At 71.2% G+C, this 23581-nt stretch carries 21 protein-coding genes; 18 read left to right on the top strand and 3 right to left on the bottom strand.

The genetic code is table 11. From position 1 onward, the window contains the following. Nucleotides 1-19 precede the first annotated feature (19 nt). Nucleotides 20-2323, bottom strand: a complete 2304-nt coding sequence (locus CK485_RS05360) for a hypothetical protein (RefSeq protein WP_109447408.1) — start codon at nt 2321-2323, stop codon at nt 20-22. 201 nt (nt 2324-2524) lie between these two features. Between CK485_RS05360 and mqnC the strand changes: the two genes are divergently transcribed. From mqnC to CK485_RS05340, 4 genes are all read left to right on the top strand, one after another. Next, nucleotides 2525-3724, top strand: a complete 1200-nt coding sequence (mqnC, locus tag CK485_RS05355) for a cyclic dehypoxanthinyl futalosine synthase (protein ID WP_109447649.1) — start codon at nt 2525-2527, stop codon at nt 3722-3724. A 6-nt stretch (nt 3725-3730) separates the two neighbouring features. Beyond that, the gene (locus CK485_RS05350) at nt 3731-4180 is read left to right on the top strand and encodes a hypothetical protein (protein WP_109447406.1); all 450 of its coding nucleotides are present in this window, start codon (nt 3731-3733) and stop codon (nt 4178-4180) included. A gap of 44 nt (nt 4181-4224) precedes the next feature. Beyond that, complete coding sequence (locus CK485_RS05345) at nt 4225-4917, top strand: demethylmenaquinone methyltransferase (protein WP_109447404.1); 693 nt, start codon at nt 4225-4227, stop codon at nt 4915-4917. A 160-nt stretch (nt 4918-5077) separates the two neighbouring features. Beyond that, nucleotides 5078-6367 carry a geranylgeranyl reductase family protein gene (locus CK485_RS05340; protein WP_109447402.1) on the top strand — a complete coding sequence of 430 codons (1290 nt, stop codon included), beginning with the start codon at nt 5078-5080 and terminating at the stop codon, nt 6365-6367. A 137-nt stretch (nt 6368-6504) separates the two neighbouring features. Here the strand turns inward: CK485_RS05340 and CK485_RS05335 are convergent, their stop codons facing one another. Next, a complete protein-coding gene (locus CK485_RS05335; protein ID WP_199239230.1) occupies nt 6505-7047 on the bottom strand; it encodes an MOSC domain-containing protein in 543 nt (180 codons plus the stop codon). Nucleotides 7048-7321: 274 nt separating this feature from the next. On the opposite strand from CK485_RS05335, the gene CK485_RS05330 reads away from it, so the two are divergent. Together CK485_RS05330 and CK485_RS05325 are read left to right on the top strand one after the other, a co-directional pair. Beyond that, nucleotides 7322-7993, top strand: a complete 672-nt coding sequence (locus CK485_RS05330; RefSeq protein WP_109447398.1) for a DUF4232 domain-containing protein — start codon at nt 7322-7324, stop codon at nt 7991-7993. A gap of 116 nt (nt 7994-8109) precedes the next feature. Then, nucleotides 8110-8934: a heavy metal-binding domain-containing protein gene (locus tag CK485_RS05325; RefSeq protein WP_109447396.1), complete on the top strand. Its 825-nt coding sequence runs from the start codon at nt 8110-8112 to the stop codon at nt 8932-8934. Nucleotides 8935-9049: 115 nt separating this feature from the next. On the opposite strand, the gene CK485_RS05320 is transcribed toward CK485_RS05325, so the two are convergent. Further along, nucleotides 9050-9763: a C40 family peptidase gene (locus CK485_RS05320; RefSeq protein ID WP_342673455.1), complete on the bottom strand. Its 714-nt coding sequence runs from the start codon at nt 9761-9763 to the stop codon at nt 9050-9052. 924 nt (nt 9764-10687) lie between these two features. Between CK485_RS05320 and CK485_RS05315 the strand changes: the two genes are divergently transcribed. From CK485_RS05315 to nuoL, 12 genes are all read left to right on the top strand, one after another. Continuing rightward, a complete protein-coding gene (locus tag CK485_RS05315) occupies nt 10688-11047 on the top strand; it encodes an NADH-quinone oxidoreductase subunit A (RefSeq protein ID WP_109447392.1) in 360 nt (119 codons plus the stop codon). Nucleotides 11048-11116: 69 nt separating this feature from the next. Then, nucleotides 11117-11671 (top strand): NADH-quinone oxidoreductase subunit B, encoded by a 555-nt coding sequence (locus tag CK485_RS05310; protein WP_109447383.1) that lies wholly within the window; start codon nt 11117-11119, stop codon nt 11669-11671. After that, nucleotides 11668-12435: an NADH-quinone oxidoreductase subunit C gene (locus CK485_RS05305; protein ID WP_109447381.1), complete on the top strand. Its 768-nt coding sequence runs from the start codon at nt 11668-11670 to the stop codon at nt 12433-12435. Before CK485_RS05310 ends, CK485_RS05305 begins: the two co-directional genes overlap by 4 nt. Further along, a complete protein-coding gene (locus tag CK485_RS05300; protein WP_109447379.1) occupies nt 12432-13763 on the top strand; it encodes an NADH-quinone oxidoreductase subunit D in 1332 nt (443 codons plus the stop codon). The genes CK485_RS05305 and CK485_RS05300 overlap by 4 nt, the downstream gene beginning before the upstream one ends. Nucleotides 13764-13798: 35 nt before the next feature. Further along, nucleotides 13799-14626 carry an NADH-quinone oxidoreductase subunit NuoE gene (nuoE, locus tag CK485_RS05295; RefSeq protein WP_109447377.1) on the top strand — a complete coding sequence of 276 codons (828 nt, stop codon included), beginning with the start codon at nt 13799-13801 and terminating at the stop codon, nt 14624-14626. Further along, a complete protein-coding gene (nuoF, locus tag CK485_RS05290) occupies nt 14626-15978 on the top strand; it encodes an NADH-quinone oxidoreductase subunit NuoF (protein ID WP_199239229.1) in 1353 nt (450 codons plus the stop codon). Before nuoE ends, nuoF begins: the two co-directional genes overlap by 1 nt. Next, on the top strand, nt 15975-18464 hold the full coding sequence (locus CK485_RS05285) for an NADH-quinone oxidoreductase subunit G (protein WP_109447373.1): 2490 nt from the start codon (nt 15975-15977) through the stop codon (nt 18462-18464). Before nuoF ends, CK485_RS05285 begins: the two co-directional genes overlap by 4 nt. Then, nucleotides 18461-19807 carry an NADH-quinone oxidoreductase subunit NuoH gene (gene nuoH / locus CK485_RS05280; protein WP_109447371.1) on the top strand — a complete coding sequence of 449 codons (1347 nt, stop codon included), beginning with the start codon at nt 18461-18463 and terminating at the stop codon, nt 19805-19807. The genes CK485_RS05285 and nuoH overlap by 4 nt, the downstream gene beginning before the upstream one ends. Next, nucleotides 19800-20432, top strand: coding sequence for an NADH-quinone oxidoreductase subunit NuoI (nuoI, locus tag CK485_RS05275; RefSeq protein WP_109447369.1), 633 nt, complete (start codon nt 19800-19802; stop codon nt 20430-20432). Before nuoH ends, nuoI begins: the two co-directional genes overlap by 8 nt. Beyond that, on the top strand, nt 20429-21289 hold the full coding sequence (locus CK485_RS05270; protein WP_109447367.1) for an NADH-quinone oxidoreductase subunit J: 861 nt from the start codon (nt 20429-20431) through the stop codon (nt 21287-21289). The genes nuoI and CK485_RS05270 overlap by 4 nt, the downstream gene beginning before the upstream one ends. After that, nucleotides 21286-21585 carry an NADH-quinone oxidoreductase subunit NuoK gene (nuoK, locus tag CK485_RS05265; RefSeq protein ID WP_109447366.1) on the top strand — a complete coding sequence of 100 codons (300 nt, stop codon included), beginning with the start codon at nt 21286-21288 and terminating at the stop codon, nt 21583-21585. The genes CK485_RS05270 and nuoK overlap by 4 nt, the downstream gene beginning before the upstream one ends. Before the next feature lie 15 nt (nt 21586-21600). Then, nucleotides 21601-23580 (top strand): NADH-quinone oxidoreductase subunit L, encoded by a 1980-nt coding sequence (gene nuoL, locus CK485_RS05260; RefSeq protein WP_109447364.1) that lies wholly within the window; start codon nt 21601-21603, stop codon nt 23578-23580. Nucleotide 23581 lies beyond the last annotated feature (1 nt).

Here is a 23581-nt window from a genome sequence, read left to right as displayed (position 1 = left end):
ATCGGTACGGGGGCGGGGGTCAGGTGCATTGCCATACGTCCTGGGGCGAGAACTGGCCGCTGCGGTGGTTGGCGGTCGAGACCCACAGATCGCTGACGTAGCTGTTGCTGCTGCCGTCCCACTGGATGCGGTCCCAGATACTGCCGCTGTAGTTGCCGTTGTCGTTGCTGACGTGGCTTCCGGTGGTCTGGCAGTAGACGGTCAGCTGGGTCGTGTTGTCGCCCGCGTTGATGTGAGTCGTCGTGCGGTTGGCCGTCGTCGCGTACGGGCTTGTGTGGACGTACAGCGGATCGCCGTTGTTGGAGTTGTCCGTGACGTGGAACGTCCGCGCCGGAGGCGTCAGGTTGATCGTCGCGCTGCCCGCCCTCGACCCCGCGCCGTTGCGGGCCGTCACCGTCACGGCATACGTCCTGCCGTTGGTCAGCCCCCGCACGCTGTGCGACAGGCCGCTGGTCGTGGCCGTCGCGCCCGCGCCGGAGACCGTGTACGTCATCCCGCTCCCGGACGACGTCCAGCTCAGGTCCGCGCCGTGGCCGCCCTGCGGTACCGACACGCTGACCGTCGGCGGGGTCGGGACCACGCACGGCTGCGCAGGCGCCGACGGCTGCGACGCCTTGTCCGGGGCGCCGCCCGCGTAGTGGGCGACCACCGTGAACGTGTACCGGCTCCCGCACGACCCGCCGCGCACCTCGAACATGAACGGGCCGCCGGGGCCCACCGAGTCGGGCGTGACGGTGGCGCCCGCGGGGGCGCCGCTGAGCGTGTAGTCCTTCGGCGTCGTGCCCGAGGCCGCGGCGAACGTCACGGTGATCGTGCCCGCGCCGGACTGGGCCTGCGGCGTGCCCGGGGCCATCGGCTCCGGGCACCCCGGCTGCCAGTCGGTGCCGCAGTCACGGGAGGGGCTCGGCTTGGGCCTGGGGGTGGGCGTGGGCGTCGGCCGCACGGTGTCCACCGGGCCCGGCGGCGGGCCTGACGGCGCGCGGTGCCGGGTGGGCCCGGCGGGTACGGAGGTGTGGACCGGCGCGGTCGGCACGGTGTCGACCACCGGGTCGTGCTCGCGCGGCTGCCGGTGCGTGGGCACGTCGTCCGCGTACTTGCCGATGCGGTGGGCCTGCCCGTCCGCGTTGATCACCGCCGCGGTGGCGTTGTTCTCGTCGTTGGCCCACAACAGGCCGTCACGCACGAAGACGTTGAGGGTGCCGGGCGTGCCGGTGACGGTGTAGGTGGGGTCGAACGAGGCGGTGGCCGTGTCGTAGACCACCAGCCTGCCGGTGGAGTCGTCGGGGATGTAGACCTTGCTGCCCAGCACCTGCGGCGCGCCGAGCCGGTCGCCGCCGGTCGGCACCTTGACGTCGGTCTGACCGCCGGTGCCGGTCTGGACCAGCACCATCGTGCCGTCGCCGGTGTCCAGGACGGGGACGACGGCGTCGTCGGTCTGGTCGGGGATCAGCACGCCGGAGGCGCCGGAGGCGGCCACGCCGGGGAGGTTGAACGACTCCTGCGTGCCGGTCGCCGACAGCGTCCTGAGGACGCCGGCGGTGGTGTCGGTCACCACGGGCTGCCCGCCCGCGAGGGTGAGGACGAGATTGTCGCCGGGTCTGCCGACGGTGACGGCCGGGCTGCGGGTGTCGCCGGTCACGGGGACGACCTGGCCGCGCGAGGGCACCGGCACCCACAGCGTGCCGCGCGGGTCCACCTCCGCGGCGCCCAGCGGCGCGCCCAGGTCCAGCTTGGGACCGAGCGGTGTGGTGAGCACCGGGTCGATGCGCTGGACGGTGCCGTGCGCGGGGTCGACCAGGTAGGAGACCGCGCCGCCGGAGACCAGTTGCAGCCCGGCCGCGCCGTACTCGGTGGACTGCTCGGCGGTCAGCTGCGAAGGGTCGAGCCGGACCACCTTGCCGGTGCGGGTGTCGAGGACCAGGACCGTCTTGCCGTCCTGCGAGATCTGCACCGGGTCGCCCGCCATCCCGGGCAGCGTGACCTTGCCGTCCACCTGGCCGGTCAGGCCGTTGGCGTGGGCGGCCTCGCCCTTGTGCGAACTGCCCAGCCACGCGCCGACGTCGGCCAGCCTGGGCAGGGCTCCGGCGGCGCCCACACCGACCGCGACCGAGGTGCCGACCAGTGCGCCGACCGCGCCGACGGCCACGTAGCCGGTCGTGCGGTTGCGGGTCGGGCGTACGGCGGCCCAGACCGCGCGGGCGGCCCGGCGCAGCGCGTCGGCTCTCCTCCCCTGCCCGGTACGGGCGCCGGCCGCCGCCTCAGGGCGCTCCCGCAGATCGCGCAGCCGCAGTCCGGGCCGCGGCCCGCCGCCAGTCTCCGACATCCCGGCTCCCCCAATAGCTTCGCGCGCGCTTGCCGGTCAAGAGGGTAGCCGGACGATTTGGGGGTGTCACGGGCCTGCCCGCCCCGCCCCAAGAGGCTCGCGGCGGCCCGCCATGGGGACGAAACGGGCCAGAACGGCGCCGCATGCGACCCGGTAGGCTGAGACGGTCCGTCAACGCAACCCCGGAGGGACGACGACGTGGTGACCTCGCAGGACGACCTCAAGTCCGTGCTCGACCGTGCCGCCGCCGGGGGCCGGGTCACCCCGGAAGAAGCCCTCGACCTGTACCGCAGCGCGCCGCTGCACGCGCTGGGCGCCGCGGCCGACGCGATCCGCCGCCGCCGCTACGCGGGCACCGAGCACATCGCCACGTACATCATCGAGCGGAACATCAACTACACCAACGTCTGCGTGACGGCGTGCAAGTTCTGCGCGTTCTACGCGGCGCCGAAGGACACCGCCAAGGGCTGGACCCGCGACCTCGACGACATCCTGCGCCGCTGCGCGGAGACCGTGGAGCTGGGCGGCACCCAGATCATGTTCCAGGGCGGCCACCACCCCGACTACGGGGTCGAGTACTACGAGGAGCACTTCTCCGCCATCAAGAAGGCGTTCCCGCAGCTGGTCATCCACTCCCTCGGCGCCTCCGAGGTCGAGCACATGGCCCGCATCTCCGGTGTCTCCGTGGAGGAGGCCATCCGCCGCATCCACGCCGCCGGCCTCGACTCCTTCGCGGGCGCGGGCGCCGAGCTGCTGCCGGAGCGCCCGCGCAAGGCGATCGCCCCGCTCAAGGAGTCCGGCGAACGCTGGCTGGAGATCATGGAGACCGCGCACAACCTGGGCGTGGAGTCCACCTCCACGATGCTGATGGGCACCGGCGAGACCAACGCCGAGCGCATCGAGCACCTGCGCATGATCCGCGACGTCCAGGACCGCACGGGCGGCTTCCGCGCGTTCATCCCGTACACCTACCAGCCGGAGAACAACCACCTGAAGGGCATGACGCAGGCCACGCTCTTCGAGTACCTGCGCATGATCGCCATCGCCCGGATCTTCCTGGACAACGTGGCGCACATCCAGGGTTCGTGGCTGACCACCGGCAAGGAGGTCGGCCAGCTGTCGCTGCACTACGGCGCCGACGACCTCGGCTCGGTGATGCTGGAGGAGAACGTGGTCTCCTCGGCCGGGGCCAAGCACCGCTCCAACCGCATGGAGCTGATCCACCTGATCCGCTCGGCGGGCCGCGTCCCGGCGCAGCGGGCGACCACGTACGAGCACCTCGTCGTGCACGACGACCCGGCGAACGACCCGGTCAACGACCATGTGGTGTCGCACCTTTCGTCCACCGCGATCGAGGGGGGCACGGCGCATCCCGAGCTGAAGCTCATCGACGCGTCGTAGTCCCTGGTGCTGACGATTCACACCGCGCCGCTGCTGCGGACGCGCTGGGAGTCCGGGCCGCCCGTGCCGGAGGGCGCTGTGGTGGTGTCGGGGGACCGGATCGAGGCGGTCGGCGGTCTGGAGGAGCTGACCGCGCGTTACCCGTCCGCGCGCGTGCGGTGCTGGCCCGGCACGCTCGGGCCCGCCCTGGTGCACGAAGGACCGCTGCCGGACGCGCCGAGTCCGCGGGAGCGGGTGTACGCGGTGATGCGGACGGGGGCGGCGGCCGTCGTCGCCCGCCACGTCACCGACCCGGCGTTGCGGGACGCCGCGCGGCGCAGCGGGGTCAGGGTGGTGGACGAGGCCGTGGTGCCCGCGCTGGCCCCGGGAGCCCGTGCGGACCTGACGGTCCTCGGGGACGCCGGGGAGTGCCTGGCGACCGTGCTCGCGGGGCGCGTGCTGCACCGCAGGCGGTGAGGGCGGTACGCGGGGGGCCGCCGCGCGCTGCCTATGCTGGGGGCGTGACCCGCGCCTTCCTGGACAAGCAGCCGTCCGACGTCGCCTCGATGTTCGACGACGTCGCCGCCAAGTACGACCTCACCAACGACGTGCTGTCCCTGGGCCAGAGCAGGCTGTGGCGCAAGGCGGTCGCCCGCGCCGTGGACGCCCGTCCCGGCGACCGCGTGCTGGACCTGGCGGCCGGCACCGGCACCTCCTCGCTGCCCTTCGAGCGCGCCGGCGCCCGCGTGGTGCCCTGCGACTTCTCCCTCGGCATGCTGGGCGAGGGCAAGCGGCGCCGGCCCGGCCTGCCGTTCACCGCGGGCGACGCGACCCGGCTGCCGTTCGCGGACGACGTCTTCGACACCGTCACCATCTCCTTCGGCCTGCGCAACGTCCAGGACACGCAGGGCGCGCTGCGCGAGATGCTGCGGGTGACGCGGCCCGGCGGGCGGATCGTGGTCTGCGAGTTCAGCCACCCGACCTGGGCGCCGTTCCGTACGGTCTACACCGAGTACCTGATGCGCGCGCTGCCCCCGGTCGCCACGGCGGTCAGCAGCAACCCGGACGCGTACGTCTACCTCGCCGACTCCATCCGCGCCTGGCCCGACCAGCCGGGCCTGGCCGCGCTGCTGGCCGAGGCGGGCTGGTCGAAGGTGGCCTGGCGCAACCTCACCGGCGGCATCGTCGCGTTGCACCGCGCCACGAAGCCCTGACGGCGGCCGCCCGGCGCGGCCCTGGCGTGACACCGCGCCCGGCCGTCCCCCTCGCCGCCCCGCCTGCCTAGACTCGTCGCGGACGGGAACCGGCCCACGCGCTGCCGTCCCCCGCCCGTGCACACCCCGTAGATTCGCCCAGCGGACTGGAGACTGGACCGTGACAGAGCCGACCGTCGCCACCGAGCGCACCGCCGACGTGATCGTGGTCGGAGCCGGTCCCGCCGGTTCGGCCACCGCCTACCACCTGGCCAAGTCCGGCCTGGACGTGCTGCTGCTGGAGAAGACCGCGTTCCCCCGCGAGAAGGTCTGCGGCGACGGCCTGACCCCGCGCGCCGTCAAGCAGCTGGTCGGCATGGGGATCGACATCTCCGAGGAGGCCGGCTGGCTGCGCAACAAGGGCCTGCGCATCATCGGCGGCGGGGCGCGGCTCGAACTGGACTGGCCGGAGCTGGCCTCGTACCCGGACTACGGCCTGGTCCGCAAGCGGGACGACTTCGACCAGCAGCTGGCCCAGCAGGCGCAGAAGGCGGGCGCGCGGCTGTACGAGCGCTGCAACGTGGGCGCGCCGATCACCGACCCGCGCACCGGCCGGATCACCGGCGTCGAGGCGAAGCTCGGCGAGGAGAAGACCCCGGTCACCTTCCACGCCCCGCTGGTGGTCGCGGCCGACGGCAACTCCACCCGGCTGTCGCTCGGCATGGGCCTGCACCGGCGCGAGGACCGCCCGATGGGCGTCGCGGTGCGCACGTACTTCACCAGCCCGCGCCACGACGACGACTACCTGGAGTCCTGGCTTGAGCTGTGGGACCGGCGCGGCGCCCAGGACCGGCTGCTGCCCGGCTACGGCTGGATCTTCGGCATGGGCGACGGCACGTCCAACGTCGGCCTCGGCGTGCTCAACACCTCCGCCGACTTCAAGGAGCTGGACTGGCGGGAGATCCTCAAGGCGTGGTGCGCGTCCATGCCCGAGGACTGGGGCTACACCCCGGAGAACATGACCGGACCGATCCGCGGCGCGGCCCTGCCGATGGCCTTCAACCGCCAGCCGCACTACACCCGCGGCCTGCTGCTGGTCGGCGACGCGGGCGGTCTGGTCAACCCGTTCAACGGCGAGGGCATCGCCTACGCGATGGAATCCGGCCAGATCGCGGCGGACGTCATCACCCAGGCGGCGGCCCGCGCGGGCGCGGCCCAGCGCGAACTGGCCCTCCAGCGCTACCCCAAGGTCCTCAAGGACACGTACGGCGGCTACTACACGCTGGGCCGGGCGTTCGTGAAGCTGATCGGCAACCCGAAGATCATGAAGCTGGCCGCCCAGCGCGGCCTGACCCATCCGATGCTGATGCGTTTCACCCTCAAGCTCCTGGCCAACCTGACCGACCCGACCGGCGGCGACGCGATGGACCGCGTGATCAACGGATTGTCGAAGGTCGCGCCGCGTTCGTGACCGTGCGTGCGGCCGGGGGCCGCACGCCGGAACGATGGGCCGTGGCCGCGCGGGCCCGCTCGGACCTCACGCCTCGACAACCGCGCGGCCATCGCCATGTCACGGCCTGGCCAGATGTCACGGCTCGGCCAGGCCGGTCAGACCCGGTCCAGGGGCCGGTGCGGACCGCTGGGAAGTGCTGTGTCGATCGTGTCGCCAGGGCGCACCACGCCGCCTTCCCTCACGATGCTCATGATTCCGGCCTTGCGTACGATCCTCCCCGCCTCGTCGCGGCCGACCACCTGCTTCAGCAGCCCGTCCTGGAAGTTGTCGATCTGTAGGCAGGGATTGCGCAGGCCGGTGACTTCCAGGACCGCGCAGTCGCCGACGTGCAGCAGGGTGCCGACCGGCAGAGCGAGCAGGTCGATGCCGCGCGTGGTGATGTTCTCGCCGAGTTCGCCGGGCGCCACCTTGAATCCTTCTTCGCCGACCTCCGCGAAGAGCTCTTCGTGGATGAGGTGGACCTGGCGCAGATTCGGCTGAGTGGGATCCTGCGCCACGCGCGAGCGGTGCTTGACCGTCACACCGGCGTGGACGTCCCCTTCCACACCAAGCCCGGCGAGCAGTCGGACACTGTCCCGGTTCGGCTTGGTGAACGAATACTCCCCGTTGCTGCTGACCGCAGTCACTCTCCCGCTCATACCTCGGAACCCCCTCGTCGGTAACCGTGATCGATCACCACCCTAGCCCCCGCCCCCCGGAGCAGCATCCACGATCGATCGCGGTGGGGCCGGGGCGTGCCGTCCGCAGACCGGGGCCGGAAAAAGGTCGCGCCGCGTTCCTGATTGTCGCAGGCCGGGCAGGGGCGTGTCATAGCCGCGTAACAGGACGTGACATCGGGGAATCTCCGGCGCAAGGTCGGAAAGACGAGGAAGTGAAGACTCCCCCCACGGCTTTCCGTTAGGAGATTCGACGATGCGAACCAGGTCCGCACGACTGGCGATATCGGCCGCCGCGCTCGCCACGGCGGCCCTGTCCCTGACCGCGTGCTCCTCGGGCGGCTCGTCCACGGCCGCCTCCGGCAGCACGACGGCCTCGCAGAGCGCGTCCGCCTTGGGCTCGACGGGGACCTCCTCGCAGCCGTCCACGTCCACCGGCACGGGCTCCACGGCCACCTCCGGCACGTCGTCCTCCTCGCTGCGGACGCAGGCAGGCGGCGCGGCGAGCGTCGTGCCGTGTGCCACCGGCCAGCTCAAGGCCACCCAGCAGGACGCGAGCGTGGGCGCGGGCCAGTACTACTCGAAGATCGTCTTCACCAACGTCTCCGGCACCACCTGCACCCTCGACGGCTTCCCCGGCGTCTCCTACGTCAAGCAGGCAGGCGTGCAGTCCGGCAACGCCGCCCAGCGCAGCGGCGGTCCGGCCCACGTGGTCACCCTGAAGCCGCACGGCACCGCCAGTGCCGTCCTGCACGACGCGAACGGCATCGGCGGCTACGACCCGTCCCAGTGCCGGCTGTCGCAGGCGCAGGGCCTGCGCGTCTACCCGCCCAACCAGAAGGCGGCCCTGTTCATCCCGTGGAGCACCCAGCACTGCGCCGGCCCCACCATCCACAGCCTGACCATCGGCCCGGTCCAGGCGGGCTGACCGAACACGGCGGGCGGAAGGGGTGTTCAGCGCAACAGGGGCTGATCGCCCCGCGTGCTCGGGCTCCAGGGTCCCGCACTAGCATCCGGGGACCCACGGGGAACAGGAGCCTGAAGATGACGACGACCACTGCCGGTGCCGGGCCGGCGCTGCCTCCGCTGCCGGATGTGGCGCGGACCCGGTTGGACAACTCGCGGGCCGGGCGGCCCTGCTTCACCTCCGACCTGTCGGTGAACGAGTTCGTGCTCGTCACCCAGGCCGGGTTCGAGCCGCTGGGCATGGTGATGGGCACCAGCGTCTACCACGTCGGCACCCAGCAGGGGAACTGGCGCACCAGCCAGGAGCTCGGCTACCTCAGCCAGGCCATGTACAACGTCCGCGAGCTGGCGATGGGCCGCATGGAGGCCGAGGCCGCGCAGCTCGGCGCGGACGGTGTGCTGAGCGTCGTGCTGCGGCCGATGAACTACGGCTTCTTCTCCGACGTCATCGAGTACATCGCCTTCGGCACCGCGGTGCGCGCCACCGACAGCGCGCAGTCGTACCGGGCGCCGGACGGCAGGCCGTTCACCACGACCCTGTCCGGCCAGGACTTCTGGACGCTGTGGCAGCACGGCTGGCTGCCGCGCCGCCTGGCGCTCGGCTCGTGCGTCTACCACGTCGCCCACCAGACCCTGCGGCAGACCATCTCCCAGGCGGGCCAGAACACCGAACTCCCGCAGTTCACCCAGGCGTTGTACGACGCGCGGGAGCTGGCGATGGCGCGGATGCAGTACGAGGGCCAGCAGATCGGCGCCGACGGCGTCGTCGGAACGACGGTCAACGACCACCGCTACTGGGGCGAGCACGCGGTCGAGTTCTTCGCCCTCGGCACCGCCGTCAACCGGGTGCGTCCCGACGCCAACCCGGTCCAGCCCAGCCTGACGATGCCGCTCACCGGCTGACCCCGGCTACGGAGAACGCCGAACGGCCGCCGACCCGCAAAGGGTTGGCGGCCGTTCAGGTGTAAAGAGGGCAATTCCGGCGAACGTGGAGCAAGTGCAGGACAAAAGCGGCGAACTACGCCACGCGCACCGCGCCGGTCGGCTCGTCGTAGCTGAGCGGGTGCTCGACGACGCCGCTGCTCGGGTTCTGGGCGCCGATGAAGTTGCCGCCGCCTATGTAGATCGCCACGTGGTACGCGCTGCCCGCGGAGCCCCAGTAGAGGATGTCGCCGGGCTGAAGGTCGCTCAGCGACACCTGCGTGCCGGCCGTCGACTGGTCCTCGGAGACGCGCGGCAGGTCCACGCCGATCGTGCGGTACGCGGCCTGCACCAGGCCGGAGCAGTCGTACGCGTCGGGCCCGGTCGCGCCCATCACGTAGGCCTTGCCGACCTGCGACTCGACGAAGCTCACCACGGAGGCGACGCTGCCGGAGGCGGAGGACGACGAAGACGACGAAGCGGACGAGCTGTTCGACGTCAGGGAGAGCGACGGGCGCTCCTGCGAGCGCGAAGCGGCCTGCTCGGCGCGCTCCTTGGCCGCCTTGGCCGCCGCGGCGCGCTTGGCGTCGTCGGCCTTCTTGTGCTGCTCCGCGGTCTTCACGGCGGCCGTGGAGGCCTGCTGCTCGGCCGCCTGCAGCTGGTAGTTGACGGCCGCCTGGGCGGTGGCGTCGGCCGCGCGCAGCTGCGAGAGGTCGAGGGTCTGGGTCACCTCGTTGACCGGCGCGTCACCGGTGGCGGGGGTGGCCGAGGCGGGGGACGCCGCCGCGGTCAGGACCGCCGCACCGATCACGCCACCGGTAACTCCGGCGCGTTTCACCCAGTTGGGCTGGGTATGTCGGGCGTGCCGCCGGCGGTTTGTGCGGGGATCGGACTGCGGGGCCCGGGTCTGCGTTGGGGACATGGCAGATATGGCTATCAGGAATTCTTGGGTCCATACAAAAAACGTAAGATGCGCCACAGTTGTCGTGGACAGGCTGGACAACGCGCGAATTCGATCTTCACAACCGCCGATTCCGGCCCGCGTTCCCGACTTCTGACGGCTCATTGAAAGCCGTACGCGACGGCGCCTTCTCCCCTCTTACGCGCAGGTGACGGAATGCGCGCCTCCGGCCGCTCGTGCACGCGTTCACACAGTGGACGGACAGTAGTTCCCCGGGGTCAGCGCGGCGTGTCCCGCGTCCTCCGGTCCGGCGACCCGCGGGCAGGGCGCGCGCACCCGTCGGCCGCCTCCCGCCCCACCCGTCGGCGACCTCCCGCGCGGCGCCCACGACCGACGTGTTCGCGCCATATCACGACGGACCGGCCATGACCAACTTTGCGTCGGACGGCGTGACTTGGTATTGCGTCGACTGGTGTGACCTGCGGTTACCGGACTTGATGTGACCTATGGTGATCAGATGAGCGCTTTGCGTGCGACCGGCACCGGTCGTCCGGCTTCATGATCCTTCGTCAGGTGGTGGAGATCACAAAGTCGTTGGCGCACCCCGTGTCGCAGATCACACACGGACGGGCATAGGATGCAGGCGGTTCGGGCTTGTGAACTGCCTCACATAGCCGTGATCTAGGTCCGCGCGGCCACGGATCGCGACTGCTGCCCCGGTCGTCGCGCGGCCGGGACCGCCGTGGGGCGGCCCGCCGGCCCGGGTCCGGTCCGTCGTGCCGGCCAACGCCGACCGGCATGTCAGTCAACGCCGACTGGAAGGAGTGCGGGACGGTGAACGCCTACGCGCCCATCCTCGTGCTCGGAGGCCTCGGAGCGGGGTTCGCGATCTTCTCCGTGGCCATGGCCTCGCTCACCGGGCCAAAGAGGTACAACCGGGCCAAGCTGGACGCCTACGAGTGCGGTATCGAGCCGACGCCCCAGCCGGCCGGCGGAGGCCGCTTCCCGATCAAGTACTACCTGACGGCGATGCTCTTCATCGTCTTCGACATCGAGATCGTCTTTCTCTATCCGTGGGCCGTGACCTTCGACGCGCTCGGCCTGTTCGGCCTCGTGGAAATGCTGCTCTTCGTCCTCACCGTCTTCGTCGCCTACGCCTACGTCTGGCGGCGCGGGGGCCTGGAATGGGACTGAGTCACCGAGTGACAATGGACGCGAAACCCGACATTTGGGACACCAGCCTTTAGGACAGGGGCAAACGCGATGGGTATCGAGGAGAAGCTGCCGAGCGGCTTCCTGCTCACCACGGTCGAGCAGGCGGCCGGCTGGGTGCGCAAGGCGTCGGTGTTCCCGGCCACCTTCGGTCTGGCCTGCTGCGCGATCGAGATGATGACCACCGGCGCCGGGCGCTACGACATGGCCCGCTTCGGCATGGAGGTCTTCCGCGGCTCGCCCCGGCAGGCCGACCTGATGATCGTCGCCGGCCGGGTGAGCCAGAAGATGGCCCCGGTGCTGCGCCAGGTCTACGACCAGATGCCGAACCCGAAGTGGGTCATCTCCATGGGCGTGTGCGCCTCCTCCGGCGGCATGTTCAACAACTACGCCATCGTGCAGGGCGTCGACCACATCGTCCCGGTCGACATCTACCTGCCCGGCTGCCCGCCCCGCCCCGAGATGCTGCTCGACGCGATCCTCAAGCTCCACGCCAAGATCCAGGGCGAGAAGCTCGGCGTGAACAAGGAGCGCGCGGCCCGGGAGGCGGAGGAGGCGGCGCTGAAGGCCCTGCCGACGATCGAGATGAAGGGGCTGCTGCGGTGAGCGACTCCGAAGCCAACGGCGCCGGGAGCAACGGCGTCAACCCCGACAAGGACGTCAGCGCCACCAACCTCCCCGGCCAGCGCGGTGACCACGGCGAGGTCATCGGCGTGCGGCACGGCATGTTCGGCGCCAACAACGGTGGGGACACGTCCGGTTACAGCGGGTTGGTCCGCACGGTGCGGATGCCGGGGGAGGCCTCCCGGCCGTACGGCGGATCCGCGTACGGGGACTTCGACGAGGTCGCCGACGAACTGGAGGGCGCGCTGGAGGAGCAGGACCTGCTCCCGGCCAACGTCATCGAGAAGACGGTGGTCGACCGCGGCGAGATCACCTTCCACATCGCCCGCGAGCACCTGCCCCGGGTGGCCAGGATCCTGCGCGACGACCCGGCGCTGCGCTTCGAGCTGTGCACCGGGGTCTCCGGCGTCCACCACCCCGGCGACAAGGGCCGCGAGCTGCACGCCGTCTACCACCTGCGCTCGATCACCCACAACCGGCTGATCCGGCTGGAGGTCTCGGCCCCCGACAGCGACCCGCACATCCCGTCGCTCGTCCCGGTCTACCCGGCCAACGACTGGCACGAGCGCGAGACCTACGACTTCTTCGGCATCGTCTTCGACGGCCACCCCGCGCTGACCCGGATCATGATGCCGGACGACTGGCAGGGCCACCCGCAGCGCAAGGACTACCCGCTCGGCGGCATCCCCGTCGAGTACAAGGGCGCCCAGATCCCGGCTCCCGACCAGCGGAGGTCGTACTCGTGAGCTACGCATCGCCTCAGCAAGCCGAAGAGCGCGCCACCACCGAGGGCCGGGTCTTCACCGTCACCGGCGGTGACTGGGACGAACTCGCCGAGACCGTCGGCAAGGCCGACGACGAGCGGATCGTCGTCAACATGGGCCCCCAGCACCCGTCCACCCACGGCGTGCTGCGGCTGATCCTGGAGATCGACGGCGAGACGGTCACCGAGGCCCGCTGCGGCATCGGCTACCTGCACACCGGCATCGAGAAGAACATGGAGTACCGGACGTGGACGCAGGGCACCACGTTCGTGACGCGCATGGACTACCTGACGCCGCTGTTCAACGAGACGGCGTACTGCCTCGCGGTCGAGAGACTGCTCGGCATCACCGACCAGATCCCGGACCGGGCCACCGTCATCCGCGTGATGATGATGGAGCTCAACCGGATCTCCTCGCACCTGGTCGCCATCGCCACCGGGGGCATGGAGCTGGGCGCCACCACGATCATGATCTACGGCTTCCGGGACCGTGAACTCATCCTGGACGCCTTCGAGCTGATCACCGGCCTGCGGATGAACCACGCCTACGTCCGCCCCGGCGGCCTCGCCCAGGACCTGCCGCCCGGCGCCGTCGACAACATCCGGGAACTGGTGAAGACCTTCCGCAAGAACCTCCCGGAGTACGACAAACTCGCCACCGGCAACCCGGTCTTCAAGGGCCGCATGCAGGACGTCGGCTACCTCGACCTGGCCGGCTGCATGGCACTCGGTGCCACCGGACCCATCCTGCGGTCCGCGGGCCTGCCGCACGACCTGCGCAAGGCCCAGCCGTACTGCGGCTACGAGACCTACGACTTCGAGGTGCCGACCACCGACACCTGCGACTCCTACGGGCGCTTCCTGGTCCGCCTGGAGGAGATGCGGCAGTCGCTGCGCATCGTCGAGCAGTGCCTGGACCGGCTGGAGCCGGGCCCGGTGATGGTCGCCGACAAGAAGATCGCCTGGCCCGCGCAGCTCGCGCTCGGGCCGGACGGCCTCGGCAACTCCCTCGACCACATCCGCAAGATCATGGGCACCTCGATGGAGGCCCTGATCCACCACTTCAAGCTGGTCACCGAGGGCTTCCGGGTGCCGCCCGGCCAGGCCTACGCGGCGGTGGAGTCCGCCAAGGGCGAGCTGGGCGTGCACGTCGTCTCCGACGGCGGCACCCGGCCGCAGCGGGTGCACTTCCGCGACCCGTCGTTCACCAACCTGCAGACCATGGCGGCGATGTGCGAGGGCGGCCAGGTCGCCGACGTGATCGTCGCGGTGGCGTCCATCGACCCCGTGATGGGAGGCGTCGACCGGTGACCAACACCCCAGAACAGGGTGCGGTGGGGCTCGGGATGCCCGAGATGCCCGCGCCCGAGTACCCGGCCGACGTACGGGCCCGGCTGGAGGCCGACGCCGCCGAGGTGATCGGCCGCTACCCCGACTCCCGCTCCGCCCTGCTGCCGCTGCTCCACCTCGTGCAGGCCGAGGAGGGGTACGTGACCAGGACCGGCATGCGGTTCTGCGCCGACCTGCTGGGGCTGACCACCGCCGAGGTCACCGCCGTGGCCACCTTCTACACGATGTACCGCCGCAAGCCCTCCGGCGACTACCAGGTCGGCGTCTGCACCAACACGCTGTGCGCGGTGATGGGCGGCGACGCCATCTTCGAGGCGCTCCAGCAGCACCTGGGCATCGGCAACGACGAGACCACCGAGGACGGCAAGGTCACGCTGGAGCACATCGAGTGCAACGCGGCCTGCGACTTCGCGCCGGTGGTGATGGTCAACTGGGAGTTCTTCGACAACCAGACCCCCGAGACCGCCAAGCGCCTCGTCGACGACCTGCGCGCCGGCCTCACCGTCAAGCCCAGCCGCGGCGCCCCGCTGTGCACCTACCGCGAGACCGCCCGGGTGCTGGCCGGATTCCCCGACCCGCGTGCCGGGGCGGTCGAGGCGGGCGGCGGCGCCGGGCACGCCTCGCTCGCCGGGCTGCGGCTGGCCAAGGGCGAGACCGTGCCGGGCTCGCCCGGCAGGATCGTCTCGCCGCGCAGCTCCGGCTACCCGTCCGACGAACCGCCGCCAGGGCACCCCAGCTCGCACGACGCGCCGCAGGCCACGTCGGCCTCCGACCCCGAGCACCCGGCAGGGCCCGTGACCGACGGCACCGAGGAGGGGGAGTGATGAGCGTGGCGACCCAGCTCAACGAGGAGTCACCGGAGAAGCTGCTCTCCCCCGTCCTGTCCGCCTTCTGGGACGAGCCGCGCAGCTGGACGCTGGAGACCTACCTGCGCCACGAGGGCTACCAGGGCATGCGCAAGGCGCTCGCCATGCCGCCGGACGACGTCATCGCGTACGTGAAGGACTCGGGTCTGCGCGGCCGCGGCGGCGCGGGCTTCCCGACCGGGATGAAGTGGCAGTTCATCCCGCAGGGCGACGGCAAGCCGCACTACCTCGTGGTCAACGCCGACGAGTCGGAACCGGGCACCTGCAAGGACATCCCCCTCCTGTTCGCCAATCCGCACTCGCTCATCGAGGGCATGGTGATCGCCTGTCACGCGATCCGCTCCCACCACGCCTTCATCTACCTGCGCGGCGAGGTCGTCCCCGTGCTGCGCCGGCTGCACCACGCGGTGGCCGAGGCGTACCAGGCCGGATACCTCGGCAACGACATCGCCGGGTCCGGGTTCGACCTGGACATCACCGTCCACGCGGGCGCCGGCGCGTACATCTGCGGCGAGGAGACCGCGCTGCTCGACTCCCTCGAAGGGCGCCGCGGCCAGCCCCGGCTGCGACCCCCCTTCCCCGCGGTCGCCGGTCTGTACGCGTGCCCCACTGTGGTGAACAACGTCGAATCCATCGCCTCGGTTCCCGCGATCCTCAACCGGGGCAAGGAGTGGTTCCGTTCGATGGGCAGCGACAAGTCCCCGGGCTTCACGCTGTACTCGCTCTCCGGCCACGTCACCAGCCCCGGCCAGTACGAGGCGCCGCTCGGCATCACCCTGCGCCAACTGCTGGACGTCTCGGGCGGGATGCGCCCCGGGCACCGGCTGAAGTTCTGGACGCCGGGCGGCTCCTCGACACCGATGTTCACCGACGAGCACCTCGACGTGCCGCTGGACTACGAGGGCGTCGGCGCCGCGGGCTCCATGCTCGGCACCAAGGCGCTCCAGTGCTTCGACGAGACAACCTGCGTGGTGCGCGCGGTCACCCGGTGGACCGAGTTCTACGCCCACGAGTCCTGCGGCAAGTGCACACCCTGCCGTGAGGGCACCTACTGGCTGGTGCAGTTGCTGCGCGACATCGAGGCGGGCAAGGGCCGCATGGCCGACCTCGACAAGCTCGCCGACATCGCCGACAACATCAACGGCAAGTCGTTCTGCGCCCTCGGCGACGGTGCCGCCAGCCCCATCTTCTCCTCGCTGAAGTACTTCCGCGACGAGTACGAGGAGCACGTCACCGGGGGCGGCTGCCCCTTCGACCCCGCGCTGTCCACCGCGTGGGGCGGCGCGTCCCACCTGGAGGTGAACGCATGACCGTCACGACGAGCGCTCCCTCCGGGGGCGACCAGGCGCCGGTCCCGCCGCAGGACCTGGTCTCCGTCACCATCGACGGCATCCAGCTGTCGGTGCCGAAGGGCACGCTGGTGATCCGGGCCGCCGAGATGGTCGGCGTGGAGATCCCCCGGTTCTGCGACCACCCGCTGCTCGACCCGGTCGGGGCCTGCCGCCAGTGCATCGTGGAGGTCGAGGGCCAGCGCAAGCCGATGGCCTCGTGCACCATCACCTGCACCGACGGCATGGTGGTGCGCACGCAGCTGACCTCGCCGGTCGCCGAGAAGGCGCAGCGCGGCGTGATGGAGCTGCTGCTGATCAACCACCCGCTGGACTGCCCGGTGTGCGACAAGGGCGGCGAGTGCCCGTTGCAGAACCAGGCGATGAGCGCCGGGCAGGCCGACACCCGCTTCGAGGGCGTCAAGCGCACCTACCCCAAGCCGGTCCCCATCTCCCGCCAGATCCTGCTGGACCGCGAACGCTGCGTGCTGTGCGCGCGCTGCACCCGCTTCTCCCAGCAGATCGCCGGGGACCCGATGATCGAACTGCTGGAACGCGGCGCGCTGGAGCAGGTCGGCACCGGTGAGGGCGACCCGTTCGAGTCGTACTTCTCCGGCAACACCATCCAGATCTGCCCGGTCGGCGCGCTCACCTCCGCCGCCTACCGCTTCCGCTCCCGGCCGTTCGACCTGATCTCCTCGCCGTCGGTGTGCGAGCACTGCGCGGGCGGCTGCGCCACCCGCACCGACCACCGGCGCGGCAAGGTCATGCGGCGCCTGGCGGGCAACGACCCGGAGGTCAACGAGGAGTGGCTGTGCGACAAGGGACGCTTCGCGTTCCGCTACGCGCAGCTGCCCGACCGCCTCGCCCACCCCCTGGTCCGCGACGCCGAGACCGGTGAACTGCGCGCCGCCGCCTGGCCGGAGGCGCTGGACGCCGCCGCCCGGGGACTCGCGGCCGCCCGGGGACGCGCCGGCGTGCTGACCGGCGGCCGGCTCACCGTCGAGGACGCCTACGCCTACGCCAAGTTCGCCCGGGTCGCGCTGGACACCGACGACATCGACTTCCGGGCCCGCGTCCACAGCGCCGAGGAGGCCGACTTCCTCGCCGCGCACGTCGCCGGACGCGGCAGGGACCTGGACGGCACGGGCCTGACGTACAGCGCCGTCGAGCGCGCGCCGGCCGTCCTGCTCGCCGGACTCGAAGCCGAGGAGGAGGCGCCCGGCGTCTTCCTGCGGCTGCGCAAGGCCTGGCGCAAGCACGGCCAGCGCACCTACGCGCTCGCCACCCACGCCACCCGTGGCCTGACCAAGGCGGGCGGCACCCTGCTCCCGGCCGCCCCCGGCACCGAGCCGGAGTGGCTGGACGCCCTGGCCTCCGGTGGCGGCCTGGACGAGACCGGCGAGCGCGCCGCCGCCGACCTGCGCCAGGACGGCGCGGTGGTGCTCGTCGGCGAACGGCTCGCCGCGGTGCCCGGCGCGCTGACCGCGGCCGTGCGCTTCGCCGCCGCGACCGGCGCGCGCCTGGCGTGGATCCCGCGCCGCGCGGGCGAACGCGGCGCGCTGGAGGCGGGCGCGCTGCCCGGACTGCTGCCCGGCGGGCGCCCGTTGACCGACCCGGCCGCCCGCGACGAGGTGGCCGACGTGTGGCGGGTGGCGTCGCTGCCGTCCCGCTTCGGGCGCGACGCGTCCGGCATCGTGTCGGCCGCCGCGGACGGGTCGCTGGCGGCGCTGGTGGTCGCGGGCGTCGACCCGGCCGACCTGCCGGACCCGGCGCGGGCCCGCGAGGCGCTCGCCGAGGTCGGCTTCCTGGTCAGCCTGGAACTGCGGCCCAGTGAGGTCACGGCCCACGCCGACGTGGTGCTGCCGGTGGCCGCGGTCGCCGAGAAGGCGGGTACGTTCCTGGACTGGGAAGGCAGGGCCCGGCCGTTCGAAGCCGCCCTGAAACCCGACCAGTTGACGCAGCGGCACCTCCAGTCGGACACCCGGGTGCTGAACATGGTCGCCGACGCGATGGACGTCCACCTCGGGCTGCCCGACGCGCGCGCCGCCCGCGACGAACTGCGGCGCCTGGGGGTTTGGACCGGCGCCCGCCCGGCCGGGCCCGACCACTCCTCCGGGCTGCTGCCGCGACCCGAGGCCGGGCAGGCCGTGCTCGCGGGACACCGGCTGCTGCTGGACCGCGGCCGTCTCCAGGAGGGCGACGACGCGCTGGCCGGCACCCGGCACGCGGCGCTCGCCCGATTGTCGCCCGCCACCGCCGACGAGATCGGCGTGAAGGACGGGGACCCGCTCACCGTCACAGGACCGGCCGGCGCGGTCACCCTGCCGCTGGCCGTCACCGCCATGCCGGACCGGGTGGTCTGGCTGCCGCTGGACTCGGTGGGCGGCGGCGTCCCCGCGGACCTCGGCGCGGTACCCGGCCATGTCGTCACGATCGGCGCCGCCGCCGCGGAGGTGACCAAGTGATCAGCCTGGCAGTGGACGACCTGGCCTACTTCGGGCGCGACCCGTGGTGGCTGGTCGTCGTCAAGGCGGTCTTCTGCTTCGCGTTCGCGATGCTGACCGTGCTGTTCTCCATCGTCTGGGAGCGCAAGGTCGTCGCCTGGATGCAGCTGCGCATCGGCCCCAACCGGCACGGCCCCTGGGGCATGCTCCAGTCGCTCGCCGACGGCATCAAGCTGATGCTCAAGGAGGACGTGGTCGTCAAGGGCGCCGACAAGTTCGTCTACGTCCTGGCGCCGGTCGTCGCCGCGATCCCGGCGTTCATGTCGTTCGCGGTGGTGCCCTTCGGCCCGGCCGACAACGAGATCTCGGTCTTCGGCCACCGCACCCCGATGCAGCTGACCGACCTGCCGGTGGGCGTGCTGTACATCCTGGCCACCGCCTCGGTCGGCATCTACGGCATCGTGCTGGCCGGCTGGTCGTCCGGCTCGACCTATCCGCTGCTGGGCGGCCTGCGCTCGACCGCGCAGATGATCTCGTACGAGATCGCGATGGGCATCTCGTTCGCCGCGGTCTTCCTCTACTCCCACTCCATGTCGACCTCGCAGATCGTCGCCACCCAGCAGCACACCTGGTACGTGCTGCTGCTGCCGGTCTCCTTCCTCGTCTACATCGTCTCGATGGTCGGCGAGACCAACCGCGCCCCCTTCGACCTGCCCGAGGCCGAGGGCGAGCTGGTCGGCGGCTTCAACACCGAGTACTCGTCGATCAAGTTCGCGATGTTCATGCTCGCCGAGTACGTCAACATGGTCACCGTCTCCGCGGTCGCCACCACCCTCTTCCTCGGCGGCTGGCGCGCCCCCTGGCCGATCAGCACCTTCTGGGCCGGCGCCAACCACGGCTGGTGGCCGCTGCTGTGGTTCACGGTCAAGATCCAGCTGCTGCTGTTCCTGTTCATCTGGCTGCGCGGCACGCTCCCGCGCATGCGCTACGACCAGTTCATGAAGCTGGGCTGGAAGGTCCTCATCCCGGTGTCCATGGTCTGGCTGATGCTGGTCGCCTCGGTACGGGCGCTGCGCAACGAGAACTACGACTTCCAGCGGGTCCTGCTCTACGTGGGCGGCGGCGTGCTCGCGGTGCTGCTGATCTCGCTGGCCGCCGACGTCTTCCGGGACCGCGCGGCGAAGAAGGCCGAGGCCGGGCAGGCCCCGCAGGACGCCGCCGGCGACCGGTTCGACCCGATGGCGGGCGGCTTCCCCGTGCCGCCGAAACCGGGACAGACGCTGCCACCGGTGCCTCGCAGGCGCTCGCGAGCCCCCGAGGCCGCCGAACACCAACTCGTAGGCAAGGACGGCGACGATGCCTGACTTCGAAAACCCGGTGGCCGGCTTCGGCGTGACCTTCAAGGCCATGTTCAAGAAGCGGCTGACCGAGCAGTACCCGGAGCAGAAGAAGCCGACCGCGCCCCGCTTCCACGGCCGCCACCAGCTCAACCGGCACCCGGACGGCCTGGAGAAGTGCGTGGGCTGCGAACTGTGCGCCTGGGCCTGCCCCGCCGACGCCATCTACGTCGAGGGCGCGGACAACACCGACGAGGAGCGCTACTCGCCCGGCGAGCGCTACGGCCGCGTCTACCAGATCAACTACGCCCGCTGCATCCTGTGCGGGCTGTGCATCGAGGCGTGCCCCACCCGGGCGCTGACCATGACCAACGAGTACGAACTCGCCGACCGCACCCGCGCCTCCCTGATCTACACCAAGGACGAACTGCTCGCAGGGCTCACCGACGGCATGGTCGACACCCCGCACGCCATCTACCCCGGCACCGACGAGCAGGACTACTACCTCGGCAAGGTCACCGAGGCCGCGCCCGGCACCGTCCGGCAGCCCGCGCTCAGCAAGGGCGAGAAGCGGGCGGACGAGGTGGGCGGGGACGAGGCGCGCGTCGCCGGACCCGAGACCACCGCGCACCCGGGAGGAGCGACCCGATGACCACATCCACCGGCGAGGCGATCCAGTTCTGGGTCCTCGGCGTCGTCGCGGTGCTCGGCGCGCTCGGCACCGTCGGCATGAGAAAGGCGGTGCACAGCGCCCTCTGCCTGGCCGGCACGATGATCGTGCTGGCCGTCTTCTACCTCGCGCAGGGCGCCTACTTCCTGGGCATCGTGCAGATCGTCGTCTACACCGGCGCGGTCATGATGCTGTTCCTCTTCGTCGTCATGCTGGTCGGCATCACCGCCGCCGACTCGCTGAGGGAGACCATCCGCGGCCAGCGCGCGGCGGCCGTGCTGTGCGGGATCGGCTTCGGCATCCTGCTGATCGCGGGCATCGCCAACGCCTCGCTGCACCAGTTCACCGGCCTCGCCCAGGCCAACGCGGGCGGCAACGTCGAGGGCCTGGCCCGGCTGGTGTTCACCACCTACGTGTGGGCCTTCGAGATCACCGGCGCGCTGCTGATCACCGCGGCGGTCGGCGCGATGGTCCTCACCCACCGCGAGCGCACCGAGCGCCCCGCCACCCAGCGCGAGCAGTCCGAGGCCCGGGTCCGCGAGGGCCGCAACGTCACCCCGCTCCCGGCCCCCGGCGTCTACGCCCGGCACAACGCGGTCGACGTCCCCGGCCTGCTGCCCGACGGCACCCCGTCGGAGCTGACGGTCAACCAGACGCTGCGTGCCCGAGGTCAGGTCCGCGACGTGGGCGGCGAACAGCTGCGCCGGGTACGGCGGTTGGAGCAGCGCTCGGACGAGTACGTCGAGGGCGTGACCGAGGGCGAGAGCGAGCCGGAGGGCGGCCAGGACCGCTCGGGCGACAACGACGGGGCGAACCACGCCGAGGGAGCCGCCAAGTGAATCCCGCCAACTACCTGTATTTGTCCGCCCTGTTGTTCACCATCGGCGCCGCCGGGGTCCTCGTCCGGCGCAACGCGATCATCGTCTTCATGTGCGTCGAGCTGATGCTGAACGCCTGCAACCTGGCGTTCGTCACCTTCTCCCGGCTGCACGGCAACCTCGACGGCCAGATCATCGCCTTCTTCACGATGGTCGTGGCGGCGGCCGAGGTCGTGGTGGGCCTCGCGATCATCGTGACCTTCTTCCGCTCACGCCACTCGGCCTCGGTCGATGACGCCGACCTGATGAAGCTGTAGACAGGAGCACTCGACGTGGATCCTCTCATCGGAGCCCTGGTCGGGGCACCGCTGCTCGGGGCGGGCATCCTGCTCGTGGGCGGCAGGCGGCTCGACCGCACCGGACACTGGATCGGCTGCCTGTGGGCGGCCGTCTCCTTCGTCATCGGCGTCGTCCTCTTCGCCGACCTGCTCTCCAGGAGCCCGGCCCAGCGGACGCTGACCTCCCACCTGTTCACCTGGGTGCCGGTGGCGGGCTTCCAGGCGGACGTCGGCTTCCAGCTCGACCAGCTGTCGATGACCTTCGTGCTGCTGATCACCGGTGTGGGCACGCTGATCCACATCTACTCGGTCGGCTACATGGAGCACGACGAGAACCGCCGCAAGTTCTTCGGCTACCTCAACCTCTTCCTCGCGGCGATGCTGCTGCTGGTGCTGGCCGACAACTACCTGCTGCTGTACGTCGGCTGGGAGGGCGTGGGCCTCGCCTCGTACCTGCTGATCGGCTTCTGGCAGCACAAGCCCAGCGCGGCGACGGCGGCCAAGAAGGCGTTCCTGGTCAACCGGGTCGGCGACATGGGCCTGTCGATCGCCATCATGGTCATGTTCACCACGTTCGGCTCCTTCGCCTTCCGCCCGGTCTTCGCGCACGTCGGCGACGTCTCACAGGGGCGGCTGACCACCATCGGGCTGCTGCTCCTGCTGGCCGCCTGCGGCAAGTCGGCCCAGGTGCCGCTCCAGTCCTGGCTCGGTGACGCGATGGAGGGCCCGACCCCGGTCTCGGCGCTCATCCACGCGGCGACCATGGTGACCGCGGGCGTCTACCTGGTGGTGCGCTCCGGCGCGATCTTCAACGCGGCGCCCACCGCGCAGCTGGCGGTCTGCGTGGTCGGGGCGGTCACGCTGGTCTTCGGTGCGATCGTCGGTTGCGCCAAGGACGACATCAAGAAGGCGCTTGCGGGCTCCACGATGTCGCAGATCGGCTACATGATGCTGGCCGCCGGGCTGGGCCCGATCGGCTACGTCTTCGCCATCATGCACCTGGTCACCCACGGCTTCTTCAAGGCGGGCCTGTTCCTCGGCGCCGGTTCCGTGATGCACGGGATGAACGACGAGGTGGACATGCGCAAGTTCGGCGCGCTGCGCAAGTACATGCCCGTCACCTACGTGACGTTCGGCCTGGGCTACCTGGCGATCATCGGCTTCCCCGGGCTGTCCGGCTACTGGTCCAAGGACAAGATCATCGAGGCGGCGTTCGCCAAGGGCGGCGGCGAGGGCTGGATCCTCGGCGCGGTGGCCCTGGTCGGCGCGGGCATCACCGCGTTCTACATGACCCGCGTCATGCTGATGACGTTCTTCGGCGACAAGCGCTGGCAGCCCGCACCGTCGCCGGACCGCCCCAGCGCGGAGCCGGCCGCCGCCGAGACGCACGGCGCCGGCCAGCCGCACGAACTCGGCGCGACGCACGGCGAGGGCGAGATGCCGCACCCGCACGAGTCGCCGAAGATCATGACGATCCCGATGTGCATTCTGGCCTTCGGCTCGGTCTTCGCGGGCGGGCTGCTCTCCATCAACTCCGCCTTCCTCAAGTGGCTCCAGCCGGTCACCGGCCACAGCGACGGCCACTCGCCGGTCGCCACCTGGGAGGTCACGGTGGCCACGCTGGTCGTGCTGGTCCTCGGCGTCGCCCTCGCCTGGCAGCAGTACGGACGGCAGGCCGTCCCCGCCGTCGCGCCGCGCGGTTCGCTGCTCACCCGGGCCGCCCGACGCGACCTGCTCCAGGACGACTTCAACCACGTGGTCCTGGTGCGCGGCGGCGAGCACCTGACCCGCAGCCTGGTCTACCTCGACCACACGCTCGTCGACGGCGCGGTCAACGGCACGGCGGCCGGCGTCGGCGGCCTGTCGGGGCGGCTGCGCAGGCTCCAGAACGGCTTCGTGAGGTCGTACGCGGTCTCGATGCTCGGCGGCACGGCCGTGCTGGTCGCCGCGACCCTGCTGATGAGGGGTGTCTGAC

Source organism: Streptomyces sp. ICBB 8177 (assembly GCF_003144095.1).
GTDB lineage: Bacteria > Actinomycetota > Actinomycetes > Streptomycetales > Streptomycetaceae > Streptantibioticus_D.
Note: the sequence above shows the minus strand (reverse complement) of the source record. Positions and strands in the feature narration are given on the sequence as shown.